The following is a 22,589-nucleotide window of genomic DNA, read 5'->3' on the forward strand; positions in this document are numbered from 1 at the left end:
AAAAAATCACTTGGGAATGGTTTTAGTTTTTTGTGTAACATTTTATTTCCTCCTTTTAAATATACGGTTTTATAGTAATTTAAAACTTAATTATTTTCAATCGGTTTTCCAAAGAAAGAAACAATGTGACATAATTTAAAGAAAATAAGTAAAAAATATGCAACATTGTTGCATATCACTTTAAATATATTTTTTCATATTCGTCATTAAATTGAACAATCGACTGATAATCGTCTGTAAATAACAAAGAAAATAGACAATTAATAATATATTGAGCAGAAACCTGAAAAATCATATCTCTTAATTCAACAAAAGAGCCAATATGAATCGCAGATAAAATTTCATCACAATATCTTGCAATTGGACTATCTTTTCTCCCAGTTATTGCAATAATTTTTATTTCCTTATTTTTATGTAACTCTTGAACAACTTTAAGAATCTTTTCATCTTCTCCCCTACGGCTAATCACAAAAACAACATGCTCCTTTAATTCAGTTAAAGTTAAATAAAGCTGCTGATTTGATGTTGTATAATTATTAGCTATCTTTCTCTCTAAGAAAAATAAATGACATGCATAATCTGCAATACATGCATTTGCATCACTACTAATAAAATCAATATATGTAGTTTTCTTTAGGAGTTCTGCTATATATTCTATTTGTTGTAATGATAATTGATTTTTTGTTTTTTCAATGACATTTTTTTCTAGTTCACTAATTTTATCAACAATTGAAATACTTTTTTCTTTTTCTGTAATTTTAATATCAGCAGCTTGATATTCTTTTAAATCATGAACAAGATGAATTTTAAAATCATTATAATTTTCATATCCAATCTTTTGCACAAACCGGATAATCGTTGAAGCATTTGTATAAGTTTCTTTTGCTAATGCTCTTGCACTCATCTTAACAACATCTTCACTGTGATTTAAAATATACTGACAAATTATATTTTGCGTTTCATTAAATTGCTTACTGTCATTTAGCAGGTCTACTAAATTCATATTAATCACCCACTCATATTTTACAATAAATTTTCTAAAAACCAAACAATTATAATTCTAACTGTAGTTATTTCATTAAAAATATTTAAATTTAATAAACTATCCTAATCTTGAGTAAAAACAATTCTTTTAATTTTACCATTTTCCTCACGTTGAACGCCTCTAGCATAACGAATTTCAGGATAACCAAACCCAACCATTAAACTAATATAATGATCCTCAGGAATTTGCAATAATTTCATTACATTAGGCATATTACCTAGAACTGCCAATGGATAACTCATACATATTGCGCCCAATCCATTTGCATTACATAACAATTCAAAATATGCAGCTGCCATATTAACATCCTGAACAGCACAAGGAATATTTTTTGGTGCATGAGGAATCAAAATATGCGGTGCTCCACAAAAAATAGAGTCTGGCCGAACTGATTTTTCCCATGCCATCATTTGATTATATGAAGTTTTATCAAACCCTTGTGGATATATGCCATTATTAGCTAATTTAATCATTTCATCTCTAACTAATAAGCGAAAATAGTCCATTTCTTTACAATCATCAATAATGGTAAACTCTAACTTTCGCTTATTGCCACCAGTTGGTGCATATTGAATACTCCCCATTAATTCTTTTATAATTTTTTTATCAACATCTTTATTAAGATAACGTCTACAAGCACGACGAGTACGAACCAACGCCGACATCATTTTCCCAGCATCTTGATAATCTGGTAAAGTTACACTATTTTGAGGATCTTTATTAAAAATAGAAATTGCCCCAGTTGGACATACAGCCAAACAATGATCACACTGCCAACATCCATCCCAACCAAAACAATCAATTTCTTTTATTTTTAATTCATTCTTATCATCAAAAATAAACAAATCGCCTGGACAAACCTTCAAACATTTTCCACAATGAATACATTTTTCAAGACTCCATTTAAAATTAGTAATATTCATAAATATTTTCTCCCTTTCAATAGAATTAATTTTATAATTTTTAAGCTACTATTATAATATCAAGTAATTATTGATTAAAAAAGAAGGCACTTTTTTGTTAGAAATGAGATTTATAACACAACTACCGGCTTAGCTCTATCTTGCTTAAATGACTCTAACTATTTATAATAAAATTAACTTATCTAAAGGAGAACAGGACCAATGATAAAAAAAGAAAACTTGCCAGAATGTCCAGTTGCAACAACTGTTGAACTAATTGGAAGCAAATGGAAATTATTAATTCTGAAATATCTTCTTAACAAAACAATGCGTTATAATGAATTGAAAAGAGAAATTGATGGAATATCTCAAAAAGTCTTAACCTCAACCTTAAAGTCAATGGTTGAAGATGGAATCGTGATTAGAACATCCTATCCAGAAGTCCCACCACGTGTTGAATATAGTTTAAGTGAAATTGGTGAAAGTATGCGACCAGTAATCGACGTAATGGCTGATTGGGGAAATACATATAAAAATAAAAAATAAATTTGTGATATATCAAAAATGATTCACATATGCCATTATTTCCACAAGAGTTAATATAAAATACATATATGATTTTAGTATTTAAAACTAATTGACCAATTTCAAAGATGTTAGTATCCTATTTACTTTTATTTAAATTCAAATTACTATTGTAACTTAGCCACAATAATAGTCAATAATTTTATTTAATATGTCTCTCATTTATACAATGACTATCAAAAATAATGAATATTTGTTAAAATCAAATAGTAAGAGGTGATTAACTATTGTAAATCAAACGATTTATAAAAAAATTTATATATAGATATCAAATAACACCAAAAAGGAGTTTTTCAACTCCAAAAAAATTAATAGTGACAACTATTGATTATTATTTTAATAATTTGGAATCAAAATCCATGCCGTTTTTTCTAGGTAAAAAATGATACGGATAAGTTTTCTAGCAAACGTGAGTCTGTGCAACTCGCCAGTGTTTTCCTTCTTTGATTGATAGTCATATATAACAGGATTGTTTAATGCAAAAGTATCTACAACATTCATGATAATTTGACGAAGATGAGAAGAGCCATGTTTTGCCATGTGACCTTTAAAATTATCTTGTCCAGACTCATTTCTGAATGATTCCAGCTTCAATATCTTTTATTTTAGCATTAATATTTTTGTAGATTTCAAGCAAGGTGCTATGACTGGTTCGAAGTAGGTTTGTAGTCAACGGTCGTAAGATATCAAGGAATCAAAACAGAATCAATCTTATCAGTTTTAGTTTTCCTAAGAGTTGAGGCTTTGGAAAATTGTTTGATTAAAAAAGAATTAATCTCCATAAAGTCAAAATTGTAGGCTTTGAGGAATTGTTTAAGGCTGCTTCCATAATGACCAGTGGCTTCAAAACCTATTTTTATTTTTTGATTCTTATCCAAAAAATTTAAGAATAAGAAGCAATTGATTGAACCCATTCTAGTTATTAACGAAAGTAAAAGAATGACGAATGGCTTCACCATTATGATCATGAATGAAGCAGTCATGCTTGTATTTAGCAATATCGATACCAACTAAATAAGTTATAAAAAACCTCCATAAAATAATTCGCACTGTCAGTAAGACCACAAGTTTTTTCTTCATGTATTCACGTTGTTCATAAAGCATCGAGTGCTAATTAACTTAATCAACAATTTGAAAAAGAACTGTGGCAGGTATAACCTCTAAACAGTCAAGCTGTAGAAAAATAGGGACAAATCCACAGTGCTAATAAAATTATATCATCATTGGCCCTGGATGATATAAATGTATATAAGGGCAGAAAGGAGAATACTCAACTTAGTGACCTAAATTGAGTATACGTGATAAAATGGAAATAACAATGGAAATCTTATATAATATCTTAGATGCTTATGCTTATGAAATAGTCTTCGTTGATCGAAATCATATTGTACGCTATATGAATAAAACCGCAAAGCAAAGATACGGCTCAAGAGTTCAAGTTGGCAATAGTTTATTCAATTGTCATAATGAAAATTCAAAGAAAAGAATTGAAGAATTTCTAGAACGCGCCGATGCTGGTGAAGAAGAAATGTTTGAAGTTCTTAATGGTAAAACTGGAGAAAGAGAGTTTTTCGTTCCTGTTAAAGATGCATCAAAAAAAGTTATTGGCTATTTTGAAAGACATGAAATGTTCTGGTCAAAAGACAAACCAGAGGCTCCTATATTTGAATATTGGAAATCAAAAAATTAAATAAAAAAGACAGCAATATATCTTACTATCTTCTAAATATACATTTTGTATTCTATTAGAAAAGAAATTCATATGACTGTCTTTTTATTTGTTTTAAATGATTAACCCCCTACCATAAATTTCTAATTATTATTTTATAATGGCAAGTCTTTTTTTGAAACCATATAATACCGATTATATATAAAATAATTGCAATTAACAGCATAGCCATTAATCCGCTTTTATATCCACTACCTTCTAAAATACTTTTTGTATCATATAAAGTATTAAATGTAATATATTTCAAAAATTCTAAATTTTCTGACAACTTTATCAACATAATTACTACAAAAATACAACGGAATACCTGACCCAAACATCAATGAGTTCTTAGAAGTATTAAATATACATGATGAACAAAAACATATACCGCTTATTCCCAGCTGATACAAAAAAGCACCTAAATTTATCAATAAAAATGTATCAATATCAAGACCAGACAGTTTCGCAGCAAGATGTTCTCAAAAAAATATTTTTGATTTCATCAAACGGAGTTTTTAATTCATTAAAACAAGAACTTGATAATTTATATGAAAACAATGATATTTTAACGTGAAAAATCTTATATTCTGCATAATAAAAAGCCTAGTTGAAATTGCTGAATGCATATTCAATCAAGACTTTTTATCAAAAACAATTATTTAGAACATTCTTTAACAAGAAATTCATAATGATCCTCATATAGATCTAAAATAATATATGTTAAGGGCAATGAGAAACGTTTTTTTCCACAACTTCCAGGATTTAAATATAATGTTCTACCTTTTTGATAACATGCTAATTGATGTGAATGTCCATAAATATAAAAATCAACATCCTTTTTAGTGTCTAATTGATGAACCAAATAAAATGAATAACCTCCAATATTAAAATATTCTTCTTCATTCAGACTCAGCTTGTCATTATTCCCCTTTACAACAAATACCTTTGTAATTGTTTGTAGACGCTCCAATATTTTTATATCAACTATATCACCAGCATGAATAATATAATCACATTGTTTCAGTTCATTTAACACTTCTTCTTTTAATATGTCATGTGTATCAGCAATCACTCCTACTCTAATCATTATCATTTCATCCTTTCCCAAAATAGCAAACGCCTCATCTTCCATATGCTTCTTTTCAAAAATTAATATAACAAAGTTATTCTATATTTACAATCACTCATATCATGAAAAATAAAGTATCCAATATAAATACTTAAAAAATTTAATATTAGCATATTTCAATCGGGAGGAATACAAATCAGCTGAATTTATTCTATGAAACCCCTTCCTTTAATGCTATAATCATAACAAACAAGAAATAATAGACTTTATTTCCTGTTTCATAAATTTATTCTAAGGAGTAAGTAAAAATGAGTTTAATCGATAATTTAAGTAATGAGAAACTTTTTACAAAAAGTGAGATCGAAGTCATCAATTTTATTAAAGAAAATCCCAATCTAGTCTTAAATATGACAATTGGAGAATTAGCTAACCAAACATTTTCGTCAAATACAACAATTATAAGAATTTGTAAAAAACTAGGATTTAATGGCTTTAGAGATTTCAAAATAGAATACCTAAGAAATATCGAATCTTTAAAATATCTAAATAACGAAACTGATTTCACTCTACCTTTCCAAGAAAATGAACCAACCTGGCAAATTATTAACAGTATTTCAAATGTCTATAAAGATAGCATTAATCTAATTAACAGTGAATTAAATATTGCTGAATTAGAAGATATTGTAGAAGTTCTTGATACTAGTCCACGAACTTTTGTTTTTGGAATTGGTGATTCTAAAATTACAGCGATGAATTTTATAAATAAGCTAGTTAAAATTGGTAAATTTTTCATTTTGACAACTGAAAATAATGAACAGGAATCTTTTTGTAAAGGAATCACTAAGGATGATTGTTGTTTATTTATCACTTATGATAAAAATGAATCCTATAAAGCCTGTTTAAAAATTCTTTTTCAAAAACGCTGCAAGATCATTGTCATTACTTCTAACTGTGACAATCCATTAGTCAAATATAGCAATTATCATATAATTATTCCTCATAAAGAAAAAGATGAAAAAATTGCTACTTTTTATTCACAACTTGCATTTAATTATATTCTTAGTATTATCTATTCACTGATTTATAAAAGAAATAAACACTAATAACTTACATAACATAAAAACGATAGTCTTTAATCACTATCGTTATCTATGTTATTTTTTAATAAAAAATCATGTAATTCCTTATCCGTTAAATCTTTTATTTTTGTTTGATAATAACGCATTGTATCTTTAGTTTTATTGCTGATATAAGCATTATAATCGATTTTTTCATTATAAATACCGTAGAATTCATATACATATGCCATCCCACCTTGTTCACTGATACTCTTTTTAAATGTTTTAATAATATTTTTTAAATCAAGGCTAGTATCAATATAAAGAAAAACCTTTGGCCCAACGTTTTTAATTTTATAGATTGCTTTAATTCCTTCATAATTACGATTGTTTATCCACTCTAAAAGTTTTTTATATCTTGCTGCAATTAATACAATAACCATAATTTATAATTCTCCATTCCTTATTACTATTACTCTAATCTCAAATATCTTATATTTTACACTATATCAAATTAAAAAACATTATTTTTTCATATATCCAAAAAAACATCTCGGATTGAGATGTCTTTAATAAAATATCTATCATAAATACTGATGTATTTTTATTATTCACTAAATTATAAAATTATTTTACTTTTTAGTAACTAGTTGGTAACTTTCATCTAATAATTTTTCTACTTGTGTTATCTGGACAGTACGATCAAGTAAAATACTGATCCAATGCTTTTTATTCATATGATAAGCAGGAAAATAATGAATATGATCAATTAAGGCATTGATTTTTTCAGGTGTATTTTTAACATTTAAAATATCTACTTTTCCTTCTTTATCAATATTTAAACATCGATATGGGATATTTATAATCAATCCATACCATTTTTTAGTTTCTAATATTTTTAAGGTAGCTGACATTGGATCACGTGTCCACGGATAATCTGCTTCAGTTTGATATTTATCATTTACATAAGCTAATATCTTTTTTCTAATACTAATTGGTTTAAAGCATGATTTTAAGATTTCATCCGTTAAACTTGCAACTTCTTCCTTTATCAGTGCAGTATAGCCCCCAACTACATTTTTTATATAAAAAGGTAAAAATTTTTCACCGTTATTTTCAAACACATCAATGTTGAAGCAACTATTACTTATTTCAAAACGAGCATAAAATTCATTGTTTTTCAAAGTTTTTTCAACAATAAAAAGATTATCAAGACGTTTGAATCCATATTTTACTAGGGCATCTTCTTGCATATAATAATTATTAAGTACCTCATCTCTATCCATGATCTAGTCCCCCTATAATTCATCGTTACTATAACATTATAGCGTATCTAGTCATTGTTTTATAGTCAATCTTATCTTACTTATATTTCTTTAACGGGTACATCTTATTGATAATATTTTTAAACCACTCAATATTTTCTATTACTTGTAAAGATGTAATAGTACCTTGAGGTTTATCTAATAACCGCCAATGACATGGTAATGTTAGTTCTAAAAAAGTATAGCCGTTGGCTTCAAGTTGGTGTCCAATTGCCTCTTTCATATAACGCTTTACTTCAGTAATTCGTTTAATATCTGTAAAACTTCCACGAGCAACTAATGCAGCGTCTTTTGAAATACATAGTATTTCGCAAAGATCTATAGCATATTCATCAGAAGTTGGTTTTAATTTTAAATTAGAAAAATAATTAAGCATGTGAAAAATAGTAATTGGTGTATTATCAAGTTCTTTAAAATCACTGATTGCTTGTTTATGCTGCCATGGCTCTTCATCAGTATAATATACAACAACTATCTTTTCTGGATGATTATGTTTATACTCTAACGCATCTTTAAGATAATTATCACTTCCGTAAATTTCTACGTTTATTTCAAAACGGGCATCTTTTGATTTAAATATAACTAATTTATTCTCAAGTTTCATCGCTTCACAAACCTCTGCCAATAGCCGCTCAATCATCCCTTGATAACAACCTGTATGAAAAGGAATCGTCACTCCCTTTAATAACACGGGAAAAGTACTCTTTTCTTCATTTTTAAACTCAATTGCAAGATATGGGCAAACCTGTTGACAAATTTGACACCTAGGACACCTAGTGCATTTATCAAAATCTGTGATTACACAATGACCATTAGAAATTTTTAAAATTTTTTGTGGACAATTAATCGTACAAATTCCACAACCTGTACATCTATTTTGATTATAAACTCGTTTCAACATTATCATTATCCTCCGTGTTTATTAGATTTTTACCCTTACTAGCAATTACTTGTTGATACCAGTAAAAAGATTTTTTCTTAGTTCGAGTTAATGTTCCATTGCCAAAATCATCTAAATCAACATAAACAAAACCATATCGCTTTTTCATTTCACCAGTACCCGCCGAAATAATATCGATTGGTCCCCACATTGCATAACCAAAACAATTTACTAAATCAATCTCAATTGCTTCTTTCATTGCTCGAAGATGTTCTTGTAAATATGAAATTCGATAATCATCAATAATTGTGCCATCCTTTTCTATTTGATCAATCGCTCCTAATCCGTTTTCACTAATAAATAAAGGAAGTTGATAGCGATCATACAATTGATTTAAAGAATAACGTAAACCAACAGGATCGATCTGCCAACCCCACTCAGTCGTTGTTAAATATGGATTTTTCCCGCCAGAAGATAAATTTCCCTCTACCATCTCAATATCAGCTACGCCTTCAACAGCAGAAAAATAATAACTAAAACTAATATAATCAACTGTTCCTTGAAGCAAAATTTCTTCATCACCGGCTTCAATTACTAAATGACCATTACATTTTTTTAAATAAGATTTACAAGTATTTGTATAGTAACCTCGCACCTGAACATCACCAAAATAATATGTTGGTAATAGCTTTTCACGGGCAATCACTTGATCTGTGGGATTACAAGTTGCCCCATAGGTACAAGGGTATAATAACATGTTTCCAATCATAAAATTAGGATTAATTTTATGTCCTTCTATGACAGTTAAAGCACTTGCCAGCAGCTGATAATGAGCAACCTGAAACTTAACTTGATTTAAATCTTCATCTTGCTGATAGATAATTCCTGCCATATGCCATGGTCGATCAGTTAAAAAGAGTGCATTGATTTCATTAAAAGTCATCCAATATTTAACTTTATTTCGATATCGTTCCATGACCGTCTTTGCATATCTAACCGATAATTCAACTAATTTTCGATTTCTCCATCCCCCATATTTTTTTACTAATGATAACGGTAATTCAAAATGATGCAAAGTAACAATTGGTTCTATCCCATATTTGATTAATTCATCAAATATTTTATCATAAAATTCTAATCCAGCTTCATTACATTCCAAGTCATCTCCATTTGGAAAAATCCGCGACCAGGCAATTGACATTCTAAAACATTTAAATCCCATCTCCGCCATTAAATCAATATCCTCTTGGTAATGATGATAAAAATCTGTAGCTATATGACTTGGATAATAAGTATCTTTATGCACATATTCATGAATTTCCCTGATTTTTCCATGTCCTGCTCCCAACTCAACATCATTAATACTAAGACCTCGACCATCTAAATTATATCCACCTTCATATTGATTAGCAGCACTTGCACCACCCCATAAAAAATTACTATCCATGCTTATTTCCTCCTCGACATTATAAATTTTATCAAGTTATTTTAAAAGACTAAAGAATTAAAGGAAATGTTGTATCAAGATTACGCTTTTTAATAAATTGAAATAAAAAAAGCGGAATTACGTTCCGCTTTGAGTATTATCTTCTTTCATTATCTCTAACGTAGACTCCCGTCCCACCTCTGCTTGTTTCGAGATTGCAATTCGTCGAGCTAAATTATCATCATACATTAAATTAAAATAACATGAATACAAAATATCAAGAATTAGTTTAATACTATTTTCATTAGAATATCCAGCAATTTTTGAATATAATTTTTCGCGAGTTGAAATATGAAGGACAACATCAGCATATTTTTTTAGCTCATTATCCCCTAAACTTGTTATTGCAATAATTGGCACGCTTCTTCCTTTTAAAGTCCTAGCCAAACTACATAAATTATGAATTTCTCCTGAATACGAAATAATGATTATGCAATCATTATTTTTAATTACCGCAGGTAAAAATAACTCTTCACCATTAGTGTTACAAATATTAACATTTTTTCCAATTCTAAGCATGTCTAATTTAAAAATTTGTCCCAATAATAAAGAATAAGAAATTGCCGCTAAATGAATTTGATTGGCCTTCTGCATAATTCGAAGAGCTTTTTGTAAATTATCATGCTCTAGCAAAGCTAATGTATCTGATAATGTCTCTTGTGCAAGTAATGTTACTTTACTTGCAATTTTTTGAATATTATCAGTTTTAACAAATGGGAAATTGGGATCAATATTCTTAAAATGAGTATCTAAATAATAAACTTCTTTTAAAAAATCAGCCTTAAAATCTTCATAACCATGATATCCCAATTTTTTGGCTAATCTGATAATCGTTCCCGTTGATGTATATGTTGCTACAGCTAGTTCCTTGATTGTCATATCCTTTATATTACTTCTTTTTTCCAGAAGATAATCAGCAATTAATTGTTGGCTTTGAGATAATCTTGCACGTTCTATTTTTTGTTCAATCAACATATATTTCCACCTCATCTAATTTTATTCTATTATAAGTAATGATAATAAGCAAATATTGAATATAATAAAAATAAAAGAACTAAAAAGTCAACTTAGACCTTTTAATTCTTCTATTATAGCCTATTTTTCAAAATGAGCAGCCACTTCTTGAAGTCCTTCAATAATATTTAAATGTTGTGGACAAACATTCTCACATTGACCGCATGCAATACAGTCACTTGCTTTACCAAACGTTTTTGTCAGATTTGCATAATATTCGCCTTGTGGAGTCCAGCCCTTTTCTGCTACTTCTTGTAAATCTGCATTATATAATGAAAAATATTTTGGAATATTAATATTCATTGGACAACCATCTGTACAGTACGAACATCCCGTACAAGGAATTTTTATAGTAGAATTAATAGCTGCAACTGCTTTATTAATAAGTTTGTATTCCTTGTCATTTAAAGGTTTAAAATTAGCCATATATTCAGTATTATCTAACAATTGTTCCATATTAGACATACCACTTAATACCATGACTACATTATCTAGACTAGCAACAAAACGAATCGCCCAAGATGGAATTGAACTTTGTGGAGCATAGTCCTTAAACATTTTCGTAACTTCCTCAGGCACATTTGCTAATGTTCCACCTTTAACCGGCTCCATTACAATAACTGGCTTATGATGTTTTGTCGCAACTTCATAACATTTACGAGATTGTACTCCTGCACTATCCCAATCTAAGTAATTGATCTGTAATTGAACTAGTTCAAATTCAGGATGCTCAGTTAAAACTTTATCCAGTAACTCCGGCCCATCATGATAAGAAAAACCTATTTTCTTTACTAACCCTTGTTTTTTCTTTTCAACAATCCAATTAAAACAATCTAATTCATTATAAGTATCAATACTATGGGTATTAATATCATGCAATAAGTAATAATCAAAATATTCTACCCCTGTCTTTTTTAGCTGCTCATTGAAAATGCGATCACGATCTTCTTTTGATTTTAAAAATCCTGCATGTAATTTTGTTGTTAATGTAAAACTATCACGAGGATAGCGGTCCACTAATGCTTCTTTAGCAGCATTCTCACTTGCAAAACCACAGTACATCCAAGCTGTATCAAAGTAAGTAAATCCCCTTTCCAAAAATAGATCAACCATTTGCTTTGTTTGTTCAATATCAATCTTCGCTGGATCATTAGGATCCAATGAAGGTAAACGCATTAAACCAAATCCCAATTTCTTATTATCCATATTTTGCCCTTCCTTTCAAAACTATTATAAGCCTTAAAGCATACTTTAGCGCAAGAATTTTTTTAAAGATAATATAAATTATTTACTAATACAAAGACAGCATTTTTGCTTATTTATCATTTCAAATTTTTTTAGTGCAGCTTCTATTAAATTATATTGATAATCATAAATATTTAGCAATAAAATTGAAAAATCCTGCATAATTTCATAATTATCAAATTTTTTAAAAATAAAATAATCTGCTTCTAATTCCTTAATTAATAAATGACATTGATTAGATGGTACTATAATTGTAATTACTTTCATCTCAATACTCCTCCATAATTGTTCAAATAATACTTTATTTCAATTATAAAACTTATAGTGAACTATAAGTCAATTAGAAATATTCGACTATAGCTTCATCCTATAGCCAAACAGCTTTTTTTAGTATTATAAAAGTATGCCATTTTTCTTTATAATATTTATATTAAAATAAAAGGAGAACAAAAATATGTTGAAGATAAAATATGATATTGTTGGTTCTTTTTTAAGACCTGAAAAAATCAAAGAAGCACGAGCAAAATATTTTAATCAAGAGATTGATCTAAAAACACTTAGAAAAATTGAAGATGATGAAATTGCTAAACTTGTCGATAAACAAGTTGCTCATGGACTAAAAATTGTCACTGATGGCGAGTTTAGAAGAAGATGGTGGCATTTGGACTGGTTAAAAGAATTTAATGGCTTTACAACTCAACATCTTGATAAAACGAGAAATGGTGTAACAAATCACATTGAATTAGGAATGATCAACGGTAAAATAACCTATGATAAAGATAAATATCATCCAGAAATCGAGGCTTGGGACTACTTATTCAACCTAGTAACAAAATATCCTGGAATTGAGGCCAAAAAATGTATCTCTGGACCAAATATGATCTTAGTTGATCATTTTCTTCAATTAGGTTTAAAAGAGGTACCATATTATAATGGTGATATTGATGCTCTTATCGATGATATTGGAAAAGCATTTCAAATTGCAATTAAAGATTTATATGATCATGGTTGTCGTTATTTACAAATTGATGATACATCATGGACCTATATGATTGATGATAATTTCCTTTTAAAAGTAAGCTCACTTGGATACAAAAAAGAAGATATTTTAGAATGGTTTAGAAAAGTATCTACAAAAGCATTAGAAAATAAACCTATTGACATGACCATTGCTAACCATTTTTGTAAAGGAAATTTTAAAGGCTATCCTCTTTTTTCTGGTTTATATGATACTGTTGCCCCTATCATTTGTCAAATCCCATATGATGGCTTCTTTGTAGAATATGATGATGAGCGTTCAGGTTCATTTACACCATGGGCACGATTAAAAAATACTAATGTTACTTTTGTAGCTGGCTTAATTTCAACTAAAAATCCTAAACTAGAAACATATGATGAAATAAAAACACGTTATTTTGAAGCAAAAAGAATTATTGGTAAAAATATTGCATTATCACCTCAATGTGGCTTCGCCTCTGTTGAAGAGGGAAACTGTATTGATGAAAAAACTCAATGGGCAAAAATAGACCTTTTAGTTTCATGTCAGGATTTTTTATAAATCTTATTAGAGAAACAATTAGTTTCTCTTTTTTATTTTCTTCATTATATAAAAAAACAATTGACTTAGAGTCAAGTCGAGGTTGTATTATATGAAAAACGGAGGAATATATATGTTTAAATTTATTGAACCAAAAATACAATTAGATAAAAAACGGCAAATCTTTACAAATAAGCATCTACGAGCTCTAATCATCCCCTTGATCATTGAACAATTATTGATCTTATTAGTTGGGATAGCTGATACTCTAATGGTTAGTTATGCTGGTGAAGCAGCCGTATCTGGTGTCTCACTAGTCAACCAGTTGAATACGGTCTTCATTCTTGTCTTTACTGCATTAGCATCTGGTGGTGCCGTTGTTGCCAGCCAATATATCGGTAATAAAAACAAGGAAAATGGAGTGTTAGCAGCTAGTCAATTAGTTATGATAACAACAATAATTTCAGTTATTTTATTAGTATTATCGGTTATTTTTCGAGAACAATTACTAACATTATTGTTTGGAAAAGTCGCTCCAGATGTAATGGATGCCTGCTTAAAATATTTAGTTATTTCTGCTTTTTCTTTTCCTGCTTTAGCAATCTATAACAGTTGTGCCGGATTGTTTAGAAGTATGTCTAAAACAAGTGTTATCATGTATGTATCAATCATCATGAATATTATTAATATTATTGGTAATGCTATTGGAATTTTTATTCTTCATGCAGGTGTTGCAGGAGTCGCATACCCTTCACTAATTTCTCGAGTCGTTGCGGCTTTAATTTTATTAATTATATCTTTTAATCAGAAAAATATTATTTATATTCGCATTAAGGATATTTTTAAATGGAATGCTCAAATGATTAAGCGTATCCTAAATATTGCTATTCCCAACGGCATTGAAAATGGCTTATTTCAATTATCTAAAGTTGCTTTAAGTAGTATTGTCGCAATGTTTGGAACTAGCCAGATTGCTGCAAACGGGGTTGCACAAAGCTTTTGGTCAATGGCCGCTCTTTTTTGTATTGCAATGGGACCAGCTTTTATCACTGTTATCGGTCAATGTATGGGAGCCGGTGATAAAGAAGCGGCGGACTATTATATGAAAAAATTATTAAGAATCACTTATATTGGCGGGATCATTTGGAATATTGTATTTTTCCTATTTACCCCTATCATTCTTAAATTGTATAGTTTATCGAACGAAACGATTAAACTAATTATTATTTTATGTTTTATTCATAACCTATTTAATGCCTTATTATGCCCTATAGCCTCATCATTATCAAATGGCCTTAGAGCAGCTGGTGACGTAAAATACACGATGTATACTTCAATTTTTTCAACTGTTGTGTGTCGTGTCATCTTATCATTTATTTTTGGGGTTTGGATGAACCTTGGTGTAATTGGAATTGCATTAGCAATGGTTGGCGATTGGGCTATTAAATCTGCTCTTATCTTAGTACGTTATTTACAAGGGCAATGGAAAAATTTTAAAGTCATCTAATTATCTTGACTATTTATTTTTAAACAAACTGATTATTTTTCATTTTTATCTGTGCTATAATTAAACAGAGGAGTCTAGTTATAATGAAAAAAATAATAAAACCTATTCAACCAATAAAACCAAGCCCACCAACAAAAAACAAACCAAAAAATTCTTCAATTAAAAAGCCATCTAAATAAATGGCTTTTTATTATTATAAAAATTCTCTTTTTATTTCAGAAGAAATATTTTTAATTACTTTAGATGTAAAAGGATTACTGAAACCTGAGTCTTTTAATGCATCTAAGTAATCAACATTGAGAGTGTTTTGAGTCATATTGCGATATGCATTTAATGCATCTTCACGATTTTTTGTACCTACTAACCATAATTCTAATGATGAAACTGCACTCGTAGCATAACTAATATAATAAAACGGCGTTTCAAAATGATGATGAATATCGACCCATTCATACTCTAAAGGATAACCCATATATTTTTGATAAATTTGACCATGTAAAGTATTCATTTCTTCTAATGAAATATCTGGATTTTCAAAAACTTTTCGTTGAAATTCATCTTCTATGCATCCTTGTAAGATGCTATTTAACATATCATTAATAACCTTTATCTCCATTAGTTTTGCATCACTACCGTATATTTCATCATAATATTCAAACATCAACAGCTCAAATGCTTGTGAATGAATCTCGGCAATATCGAGATTATTACCATCATTCCAAGATGTTCCTCCCATCAAATAAAAATTGTAATAATGCCCAAATTCATGAAATAAAGTTGAAGGATCTTTGTAGTCTGAAGTATTAATAAATAAAAATGGCTCATTCCCAATAATTGTCGTATACCCAGCATGGAGCATATTTGAATCGTCATCAATTTGGTAAAGGTGATGTTTTTGCATATAATCATAAGCATCTTGCATTGCTTTAGGAAATTCCTGTTTTAATGCTGTTTTTAAATATGAAAAACCAGATTCGACTGTAATTTCACTAGTATCCAATTTTTGTAATTTTTCTTGATATTTTGTATCCATCTTTGCTGCTAGTGGTGCCACATACTCTAAAACTGCTTCCTCAAATTTTTCTGCATCTTCTTTACTAAAATCTCGACCTAACAAATCATAAGCATAATCCGTATAATTTTCATATCCTAATTTTTTCGCAATTTCAACTCTAATACTGACTAATTTTTTATAAATCGTTCCTAACTCTTTATTTTTTTGTTCATAAATATCATAATACCCGTCAATATCTTCTTGTTTATTAAAATCTAAGTCATCAATTGTTTTACTCTGCCCATTGATCATCGTAGTATATTCTTTAGCAGCAGTTTTACTGTATTCATTAATCAGTGCTGTTTCTTGTTCACTTAGTTCCTCAATTTCTGGAGAATTGAGTTTCTTATTCTTCTCATAACGTTCGATAAAATCTTCTCCCATCTTTTTAACAAACGCATCTTTATATGAAGTTGTCAAAATAGCTTCGGTTAATTCGTTCATACGATTATCTAGTTTCACAAAAGCACTAGTAAGAAATTGGTATTCTTCTTCATAATAAGAGTCTGACAAATCAATATTATTTTTTATAGATGCTAATGACTCCATTTGATCAACCTCTTTTAAATCATTTAATATTTCATCATATCCTTTTAAAATTTCTTCTTGATTTCCTTCTAGCACTACCTTCGCTAATAAATCATTTATTTTTTGATTTATTGCATCAATATCTGGTCGCTCATAGCTCATATCTTCAAAATTTAAATCAGAATGTTCGGGAACAACCTCAGCTTGTGGTTGCGGAATATTATAACCATCTGTAGTACATCCAGTTAACCCCAACATAAAAACTAATAAACATGTCAATAATCTATACTTCTTTTTCATCTTTATCCTCCTTATCTATCTTTAATAATTTTTTAGTTATATACAATAAAATATAAAGTATTACCCTAATTTTTAACAAAATATTCTTTTGTAAACATTACTAATAAATCTTTTCATATAATAAAAAAACGTAAAATGCGATAGTTATAATAAACGATTCAACGAATAAACTTAAAGTAATAATCAATAAATATGTCTTTATCAGAGTAACAAAAAAATTAATCTACTAAAAAAATGAATGTATCTAATTAAATATAGACAACAACCCTTTTATTTGAATTAATGCATCCATTTTTAGAGATACTATCTTTTTTACCTTTACAGATTATTTTAACTGTTGTGCCATCCATTGCCAAACTCTAATTCCACAACGATCAGATACTGCCTCATTATTAAAGAAGTAAATCCATGACCAATGACCACTATATCGTAATGGCTCTCCATCTTTATCATTAAAACGCCCAGAAGTATCAATAACATGCTTTGAAACAAAAGTATGAACGTTGCTGGCCCCAGCCCCTAACAAGCGCCTAATCGTTGGCAATTCATGGGTTTCAGGGGCTACGACATCATCATCTCTGGAATAAATAAAGAATATTGGCAATTTTTTTAATTGTTTAATTTCTTCATCAGATATTTTTTCATTTAAAAAAGCTTCACAAATTGGCACATAGGCATTATATTCTTTACCATACTTAAGTGCCATCAACATTGTCATATAGCCACCATTTGAACATCCTGTGATAATAACTTTCTCACTTTTAGTTTCTTTTCGATAAAAATTAATCAATTCATGTAAAGAATCACAATAATATGAAGTCCCATCTGCTTCCGTAAATTTAGTTGCTAAACTATCACCAGTTTTATCCATCCAAAAAGTTGGACACTGAGGTACCAGAATATTAGCCCCACCAATCGTATTTTGGAACTCTTGACCCGCTAATGAACTAACCTTGTTAGCTAATACAGTAATATAAGGATCAGTATTAATTGTTCCTCCCTCACCTAGCCCATGTAACCAAACAACCAAAGTATCACTTGCTTGCACAGGATTATAAGCAGCATATTTATAACTCACTCCATCACAAGATTCATATAACGCTTCTTCAAACAGATCTGCACTAGTAATCTTATCTTTCATTTTTTTAGCAATATTTATTTGTTTAACTTTTTGACCTAATGAGGTCATTTCATGTCCATCAGCTATCATGATGTCCAATTCATATAAATCATTATATGTATTATATTGTGTCTGCATTGAAAACAATAATGGATTTCCTTCTGCTGGACTGATTTTCATTTCTATCATAATAAAATTAGATGGTTCACTAGTTATTTGACCACTATAGTCTACTAAATAAACATTTGTTACAGTTCTATAAATAATACTTTCAATAATCGGATATAGCGTATCACAATAATCTGTAGTCAACTTCTTCTCTTTAACCACAAAACTCAGATTATTAACCTGATCAATTTTATGATCGAGACTTAGCAATATTTTATTGACACCGCATCCCCAGTCATCGCCTTTAATAAAAGCTGTATAACTTCCAGATACAATCAAATCTTTTAAATTATTATTTTTACTTTCCATACATTTTCTCCCTTTAATAACTCCTTTATTATAACATATTTAAGTTATTCATTTAGAGTCTTTAAAATAAAAATCCTACATAACGTAGGACTTTTTAGTCAATTAAACCATATTTTTTCATTGAATTATAAATACCATCATCTTTAATATCGTCTGTCACTTCATCAGCAATTTCTTTTAATGCCTCTTTAGCATTACCTACCGCAATCCCATATTGACAAAATTCCAGCATATCTGCATCATTTAATCCGTCACCAAAAGCATATGTATTTTCTTTAGGGATACCTAACTCATCAATCAAAGCATTAATAGCTGAAGCTTTGTTAACTCCAGGAACCGATAACTCTCCACTGTTATCACCAAAAATAGGAACAGTGCAATGAATTACATTAAACTCTTGCTCAAATTCTTTTTTTATTTTTTCAAAAGGGAAATTATCTTTTTCCAAAAAACAAATCTTATTAACATCATCACGATGAAGATCATAACCTTCTTTTAATGATCCAATAAAATGATTAGGAGTTTCAGCTTTAGTTCTACGTGCAACTGGATCATTTTCCAAATCCCCATACATTATTCTTTCTAATCGTGGAATTAAATTCTTACTTGCATATAATCCACCATTACTTTCAATGTAATAATCAAATTCATTAGCCTCAAAATAATCAACAACATGGTTGATTGCTGTGCGAGAAACTTGTTTGTGATATAACATTCGATCTCCAATTTCAACGAAACCACCACCAGCTCCAATAATTCCATCAAAACCAACATCCATGATATGATCAAAAATCTCAGCTTTACTTCTTCCCGTACACAAAAAACATAAATTTCCTTTATCTCTTGTCGCTTGGACAGCCTTAACGGTCGAAGCAGGAATATATTCTTGTGATGGTCGAACATCTACTAAAGTTCCATCAACATCAAAAAAAATAATTTTCTTTGTCATAATACCCTCCAATATTTTTATAATTAATACGATTATACTATTAATTAAAATGTATTTAACTTTTTTTCTAAATAAAAAAATTTATGTCTGAATTATCATAATTAACTATGAAAATATCTAAATTATACTAGATTTACTACTAAAAATAGTTTTATGAGGACAAGAAAAGTTTTTCCCATATTCCTCCATCGATTCAAGATCAGGATTTTCTAACCATTCTCTCAATAACACAACAAGCCCTAAAATAAAAATATTTAAAGTTTGTCGAACTTCTTGACTACATGAATACTCTTTTAATAATTGTAAAATAATAACTTTCTTAATATCTTGATAAAAAGAAAATGAAAAATCTTGATTCACTAAAATCTTATATGTTTCATAATCTTTTTTAAGATACTTATTACCTCATTGAGTAATAGATCTATTTTATCATTTAATCCTCGTCCTTTATTTTTTCAGTAAAGCTGCTTGGTTGAGCCAAAAATTCTTTTTGAAAGCTTTCTGACAAATCTATTGTATCTTAATAATGTGCATAAAAAGTCCTACGACTAATACTAGCACTTTTAATATTATCAGTGACTATAATCTTACGTGTAGGTTTCTTCTTCAATAATTCAATAAGCACCTCTTTGTTCAAAGCTTTAGATCTTAGGATATTTCTACATTTTATTGGCATAATTATTCCTCCCAATTTTATACAATGATTACAAATTTATCTATGATTAAATAAATCTAAAGATATTGAATATTGTTGTTTTATTTTCTTAACAGTATAGTATAAATATACAGTTAAGATAAGCATTTTATAAAAAAAGTAGAGGAATGCTTATGCCAAATTGGAAACTTATAAATTATTGATCACAAAATCTATCTCCTACAGTCTTTAAAAAATATATACTAATCATAACATAAATTTAGCTGATAATGATTTAAAAATTATTCTTGATATTATTAAGAACAACCTTTATTCTATTCTTAATGAAACGTATTTCCCAATTATATTTTTTAAAGACACATGAAAGAATATCTAACTATTTTAAACTCTTAATAGCAAAGCATTAACTGATTCAAAAAATTTCAAAGGCGTATTCTTAGAATATGCCTAAACCTTTTTATATGTTAATTCTCCGGCCCATTCAAAACCTTTTTTTGCAAATATTACACCAATCAATTCATTAATCACTGCGGCAGTAGCAATCGTTCTTTGAATAATCTAAGCAGCTGGAGTTGAAACAGCAATTCCAGTAAATACTAAAGATACTCAAGAATGTGGTAATAGTGTAAAACCAAGATATTTAATGACTGTAGCAGGACACATAATCAAAGTTACCCCTAATCGTGCAATTCATAATATTAGATTAAACTCATGCATTAGTGAAGATAATTCAGACTCACTAAACATATTTGCAAAAACAGCTGAAAGTATCATTCCAATCAATATAAAATTAAGAATTGGTTTTGGTAAAAAATAGTCATTAATGATCATTCCTAAAACTGTAGCTATAATAATTGTTTTCACCTTAAATAAACATTATCTATTTTTTAGATCAATTGGCATCAAAAACTATATCCATCTTATTCTTAATTCTTAAAAATATCATAATTGACACTAATGAATGACTAATTAAAATAACTTTTCCAATGCTTTTACAATGACTTGGTGATCTTCATGAGGTCTTAATCCAGTAACAGTAATTGCCCCTGCTGGTACTCCTTTTATAAATATAGGAAAACTTCCCCCACAAAGACCATATTCTTCATCAAAAATCATTTGATTATAATTATGGGTATCTATATTATCAAGAAAAATAAAATACGAGGAATGTTTTGTTTCAAGACATACCCGCTCTTTACGGCCTAACCATTTAATACTTTCTTCATTATAACTATTAACAAAACATTGCCTGATTATTTTATTGTTATAAACTATTCTTGCAGCAAATGGTCGATTATAATATTTAGCTTCATCAATTATTTTATCCATAATCAAAGCAGCAGTCTGGAGATTAAAATATTCAAAAATATATTTATATTCTTCTTTTAAAATATCTAGTTTATTTGGATGATTTCCTTTATTTACAAAATAGTTATAATAATTTTCCATTTTATTCCTCCTGATAAGAAATCTAATTAATTATATTGTTGAACCCATTTGATAAGCTTCATCATAACTTGGGTGTGTGTAAGCATCACCTTTATTAAATGCTCCTAAACCATAAATAATTCCTCCTTCATCCACCTTTTTGAGCACCTTAATAAACCCTCTAAAGCTTTCAATTGTTCCGTGCATTTGTTCACGATCAGTACTTCCACTTGTTAAAATTAAATAAGCTGTTTTTCGTTTAGGGCTATTTCTGATTTCATATTCACGTGCAAACATACGATCAATTAAAATTTTAAGCTGTGCACTCAGACTATAAAAATAAACTGGTGTTGCCATTACAAATACATCAGCATTAACAATTTCCTCAATTACCTTATTCGCATCATCTTTTAAAACACACCTATTGTGATGTCCTCGACAGTATTCACAAGCTAGGCATGGAGCAATTCTATAATTTGCTAAATTGATTTTTATTACTTTGTGTCCCACGCTCGTCGCACCTTTGATAAATTGATCAGCTAAAATTTCACTATTACCATTTTTTCTAGGACTTGATGATATAACGACTATCTTTTTCATATAGGCTTCCTCTTTCATTTTTTATTAATTTTCTTTTTATTATCATAGCCCTTCAACTTTACTTTAAGTCAAGGGGTTTATTAAGTCTAAAATAAAAGATTATGGATAAGTTCA

The 22,589-nt window shown here is 28.9% G+C and carries 25 protein-coding genes; 6 read left to right on the plus strand and 19 right to left on the minus strand.

Annotated elements, in window-relative coordinates; genetic code table 11:
* Positions 1-175: 175 nt before the first annotated feature.
* Positions 176-1,003, minus strand: a complete 828-nt coding sequence (locus KSU54_RS03710; RefSeq protein ID WP_008791559.1) for a MurR/RpiR family transcriptional regulator — start codon at positions 1,001-1,003, stop codon at positions 176-178.
* A gap of 104 nt (positions 1,004-1,107) precedes the next feature.
* Positions 1,108-1,968: a nitroreductase family protein gene (locus KSU54_RS03715; RefSeq protein WP_117791891.1), complete on the minus strand. Its 861-nt coding sequence runs from the start codon at positions 1,966-1,968 to the stop codon at positions 1,108-1,110.
* 201 nt (positions 1,969-2,169) lie between these two features.
* Between KSU54_RS03715 and KSU54_RS03720 the strand changes: the two genes are divergently transcribed.
* Positions 2,170-2,493: a winged helix-turn-helix transcriptional regulator gene (locus tag KSU54_RS03720; protein ID WP_003537566.1), complete on the plus strand. Its 324-nt coding sequence runs from the start codon at positions 2,170-2,172 to the stop codon at positions 2,491-2,493.
* Between the two features lie 725 nt (positions 2,494-3,218).
* On the opposite strand, the gene KSU54_RS19400 is transcribed toward KSU54_RS03720, so the two are convergent.
* A complete protein-coding gene (locus tag KSU54_RS19400; protein WP_003537564.1) occupies positions 3,219-3,515 on the minus strand; it encodes an IS110 family transposase in 297 nt (98 codons plus the stop codon).
* On the minus strand, positions 3,448-3,612 hold the full coding sequence (locus KSU54_RS03730) for a hypothetical protein (RefSeq protein WP_158559023.1): 165 nt from the start codon (positions 3,610-3,612) through the stop codon (positions 3,448-3,450). Before KSU54_RS03730 ends, KSU54_RS19400 begins: the two co-directional genes overlap by 68 nt.
* 226 nt (positions 3,613-3,838) lie before the next feature.
* Between KSU54_RS03730 and KSU54_RS03735 the strand changes: the two genes are divergently transcribed.
* Both KSU54_RS03735 and KSU54_RS03740 read left to right on the plus strand, forming a co-directional pair.
* Positions 3,839-4,222 carry a PAS domain-containing protein gene (locus tag KSU54_RS03735; RefSeq protein WP_003537561.1) on the plus strand — a complete coding sequence of 128 codons (384 nt, stop codon included), beginning with the start codon at positions 3,839-3,841 and terminating at the stop codon, positions 4,220-4,222.
* Positions 4,223-4,613: 391 nt separating this feature from the next.
* On the plus strand, positions 4,614-4,817 hold the full coding sequence (locus KSU54_RS03740) for a hypothetical protein (protein ID WP_147333909.1): 204 nt from the start codon (positions 4,614-4,616) through the stop codon (positions 4,815-4,817).
* 81 nt (positions 4,818-4,898) lie between these two features.
* Here the strand turns inward: KSU54_RS03740 and KSU54_RS03745 are convergent, their stop codons facing one another.
* Complete coding sequence (locus tag KSU54_RS03745; protein WP_009300227.1) at positions 4,899-5,330, minus strand: metallophosphoesterase family protein; 432 nt, start codon at positions 5,328-5,330, stop codon at positions 4,899-4,901.
* Between the two features lie 290 nt (positions 5,331-5,620).
* Between KSU54_RS03745 and KSU54_RS03750 the strand changes: the two genes are divergently transcribed.
* A complete protein-coding gene (locus tag KSU54_RS03750) occupies positions 5,621-6,415 on the plus strand; it encodes a MurR/RpiR family transcriptional regulator (protein WP_003537556.1) in 795 nt (264 codons plus the stop codon).
* Positions 6,416-6,444: 29 nt separating this feature from the next.
* Here KSU54_RS03750 and KSU54_RS03755 read toward each other — a convergent pair whose 3' ends face one another.
* The 7 genes from KSU54_RS03755 to KSU54_RS03785 form a co-directional block, all read right to left on the minus strand.
* A complete protein-coding gene (locus tag KSU54_RS03755; protein ID WP_003537554.1) occupies positions 6,445-6,813 on the minus strand; it encodes a hypothetical protein in 369 nt (122 codons plus the stop codon).
* A 189-nt stretch (positions 6,814-7,002) separates the two neighbouring features.
* Positions 7,003-7,656, minus strand: a complete 654-nt coding sequence (locus tag KSU54_RS03760) for an MmcQ/YjbR family DNA-binding protein (RefSeq protein WP_003537552.1) — start codon at positions 7,654-7,656, stop codon at positions 7,003-7,005.
* Positions 7,657-7,732: 76 nt separating this feature from the next.
* Positions 7,733-8,596, minus strand: coding sequence for a 4Fe-4S binding protein (locus KSU54_RS03765; protein WP_040434291.1), 864 nt, complete (start codon positions 8,594-8,596; stop codon positions 7,733-7,735).
* A complete protein-coding gene (locus tag KSU54_RS03770; protein WP_003537548.1) occupies positions 8,577-10,022 on the minus strand; it encodes a family 1 glycosylhydrolase in 1,446 nt (481 codons plus the stop codon). The genes KSU54_RS03765 and KSU54_RS03770 overlap by 20 nt, the downstream gene beginning before the upstream one ends.
* Positions 10,023-10,139: 117 nt before the next feature.
* Entirely contained in the window at positions 10,140-11,036 is an 897-nt protein-coding gene (locus KSU54_RS03775; RefSeq protein ID WP_008791554.1) for a MurR/RpiR family transcriptional regulator, read from the minus strand.
* A gap of 120 nt (positions 11,037-11,156) precedes the next feature.
* Positions 11,157-12,281: an aldo/keto reductase gene (locus tag KSU54_RS03780; RefSeq protein WP_003537544.1), complete on the minus strand. Its 1,125-nt coding sequence runs from the start codon at positions 12,279-12,281 to the stop codon at positions 11,157-11,159.
* A gap of 78 nt (positions 12,282-12,359) precedes the next feature.
* Positions 12,360-12,587, minus strand: coding sequence for a hypothetical protein (locus KSU54_RS03785; RefSeq protein ID WP_009300224.1), 228 nt, complete (start codon positions 12,585-12,587; stop codon positions 12,360-12,362).
* A gap of 187 nt (positions 12,588-12,774) precedes the next feature.
* On the opposite strand from KSU54_RS03785, the gene KSU54_RS03790 reads away from it, so the two are divergent.
* Together KSU54_RS03790 and KSU54_RS03795 are read left to right on the plus strand one after the other, a co-directional pair.
* Positions 12,775-13,878, plus strand: coding sequence for a methionine synthase (locus KSU54_RS03790; RefSeq protein ID WP_008791552.1), 1,104 nt, complete (start codon positions 12,775-12,777; stop codon positions 13,876-13,878).
* A gap of 112 nt (positions 13,879-13,990) precedes the next feature.
* The gene (locus KSU54_RS03795) at positions 13,991-15,364 is read left to right on the plus strand and encodes an MATE family efflux transporter (protein WP_008791551.1); all 1,374 of its coding nucleotides are present in this window, start codon (positions 13,991-13,993) and stop codon (positions 15,362-15,364) included.
* A gap of 193 nt (positions 15,365-15,557) precedes the next feature.
* On the opposite strand, the gene KSU54_RS03800 is transcribed toward KSU54_RS03795, so the two are convergent.
* The 7 genes from KSU54_RS03800 to KSU54_RS03830 form a co-directional block, all read right to left on the minus strand.
* Entirely contained in the window at positions 15,558-17,246 is a 1,689-nt protein-coding gene (locus tag KSU54_RS03800; protein ID WP_008791550.1) for a M3 family oligoendopeptidase, read from the minus strand.
* Positions 17,247-17,571: 325 nt separating this feature from the next.
* Positions 17,572-18,843, minus strand: coding sequence for a hypothetical protein (locus KSU54_RS03805; protein WP_003537539.1), 1,272 nt, complete (start codon positions 18,841-18,843; stop codon positions 17,572-17,574).
* A 94-nt stretch (positions 18,844-18,937) separates the two neighbouring features.
* Complete coding sequence (locus KSU54_RS03810; RefSeq protein WP_117791892.1) at positions 18,938-19,792, minus strand: Cof-type HAD-IIB family hydrolase; 855 nt, start codon at positions 19,790-19,792, stop codon at positions 18,938-18,940.
* Positions 19,793-19,909: 117 nt separating this feature from the next.
* A complete protein-coding gene (locus KSU54_RS03815; protein ID WP_003537537.1) occupies positions 19,910-20,152 on the minus strand; it encodes a hypothetical protein in 243 nt (80 codons plus the stop codon).
* A gap of 160 nt (positions 20,153-20,312) precedes the next feature.
* A complete protein-coding gene (locus tag KSU54_RS03820; protein WP_167309560.1) occupies positions 20,313-20,468 on the minus strand; it encodes a hypothetical protein in 156 nt (51 codons plus the stop codon).
* Between the two features lie 948 nt (positions 20,469-21,416).
* A complete protein-coding gene (locus KSU54_RS03825) occupies positions 21,417-21,896 on the minus strand; it encodes a heme-binding protein (RefSeq protein WP_117791893.1) in 480 nt (159 codons plus the stop codon).
* Between the two features lie 30 nt (positions 21,897-21,926).
* Positions 21,927-22,475: a flavodoxin family protein gene (locus KSU54_RS03830; protein WP_008791548.1), complete on the minus strand. Its 549-nt coding sequence runs from the start codon at positions 22,473-22,475 to the stop codon at positions 21,927-21,929.
* Between the last annotated feature and the right edge of the window lie 114 nt (positions 22,476-22,589).

The sequence above is a fragment of the Erysipelatoclostridium sp. MSK.23.31 genome, from assembly GCF_019125875.1.
GTDB lineage: Bacteria > Bacillota_I > Bacilli_A > Erysipelotrichales > Coprobacillaceae > Thomasclavelia > Thomasclavelia ramosa.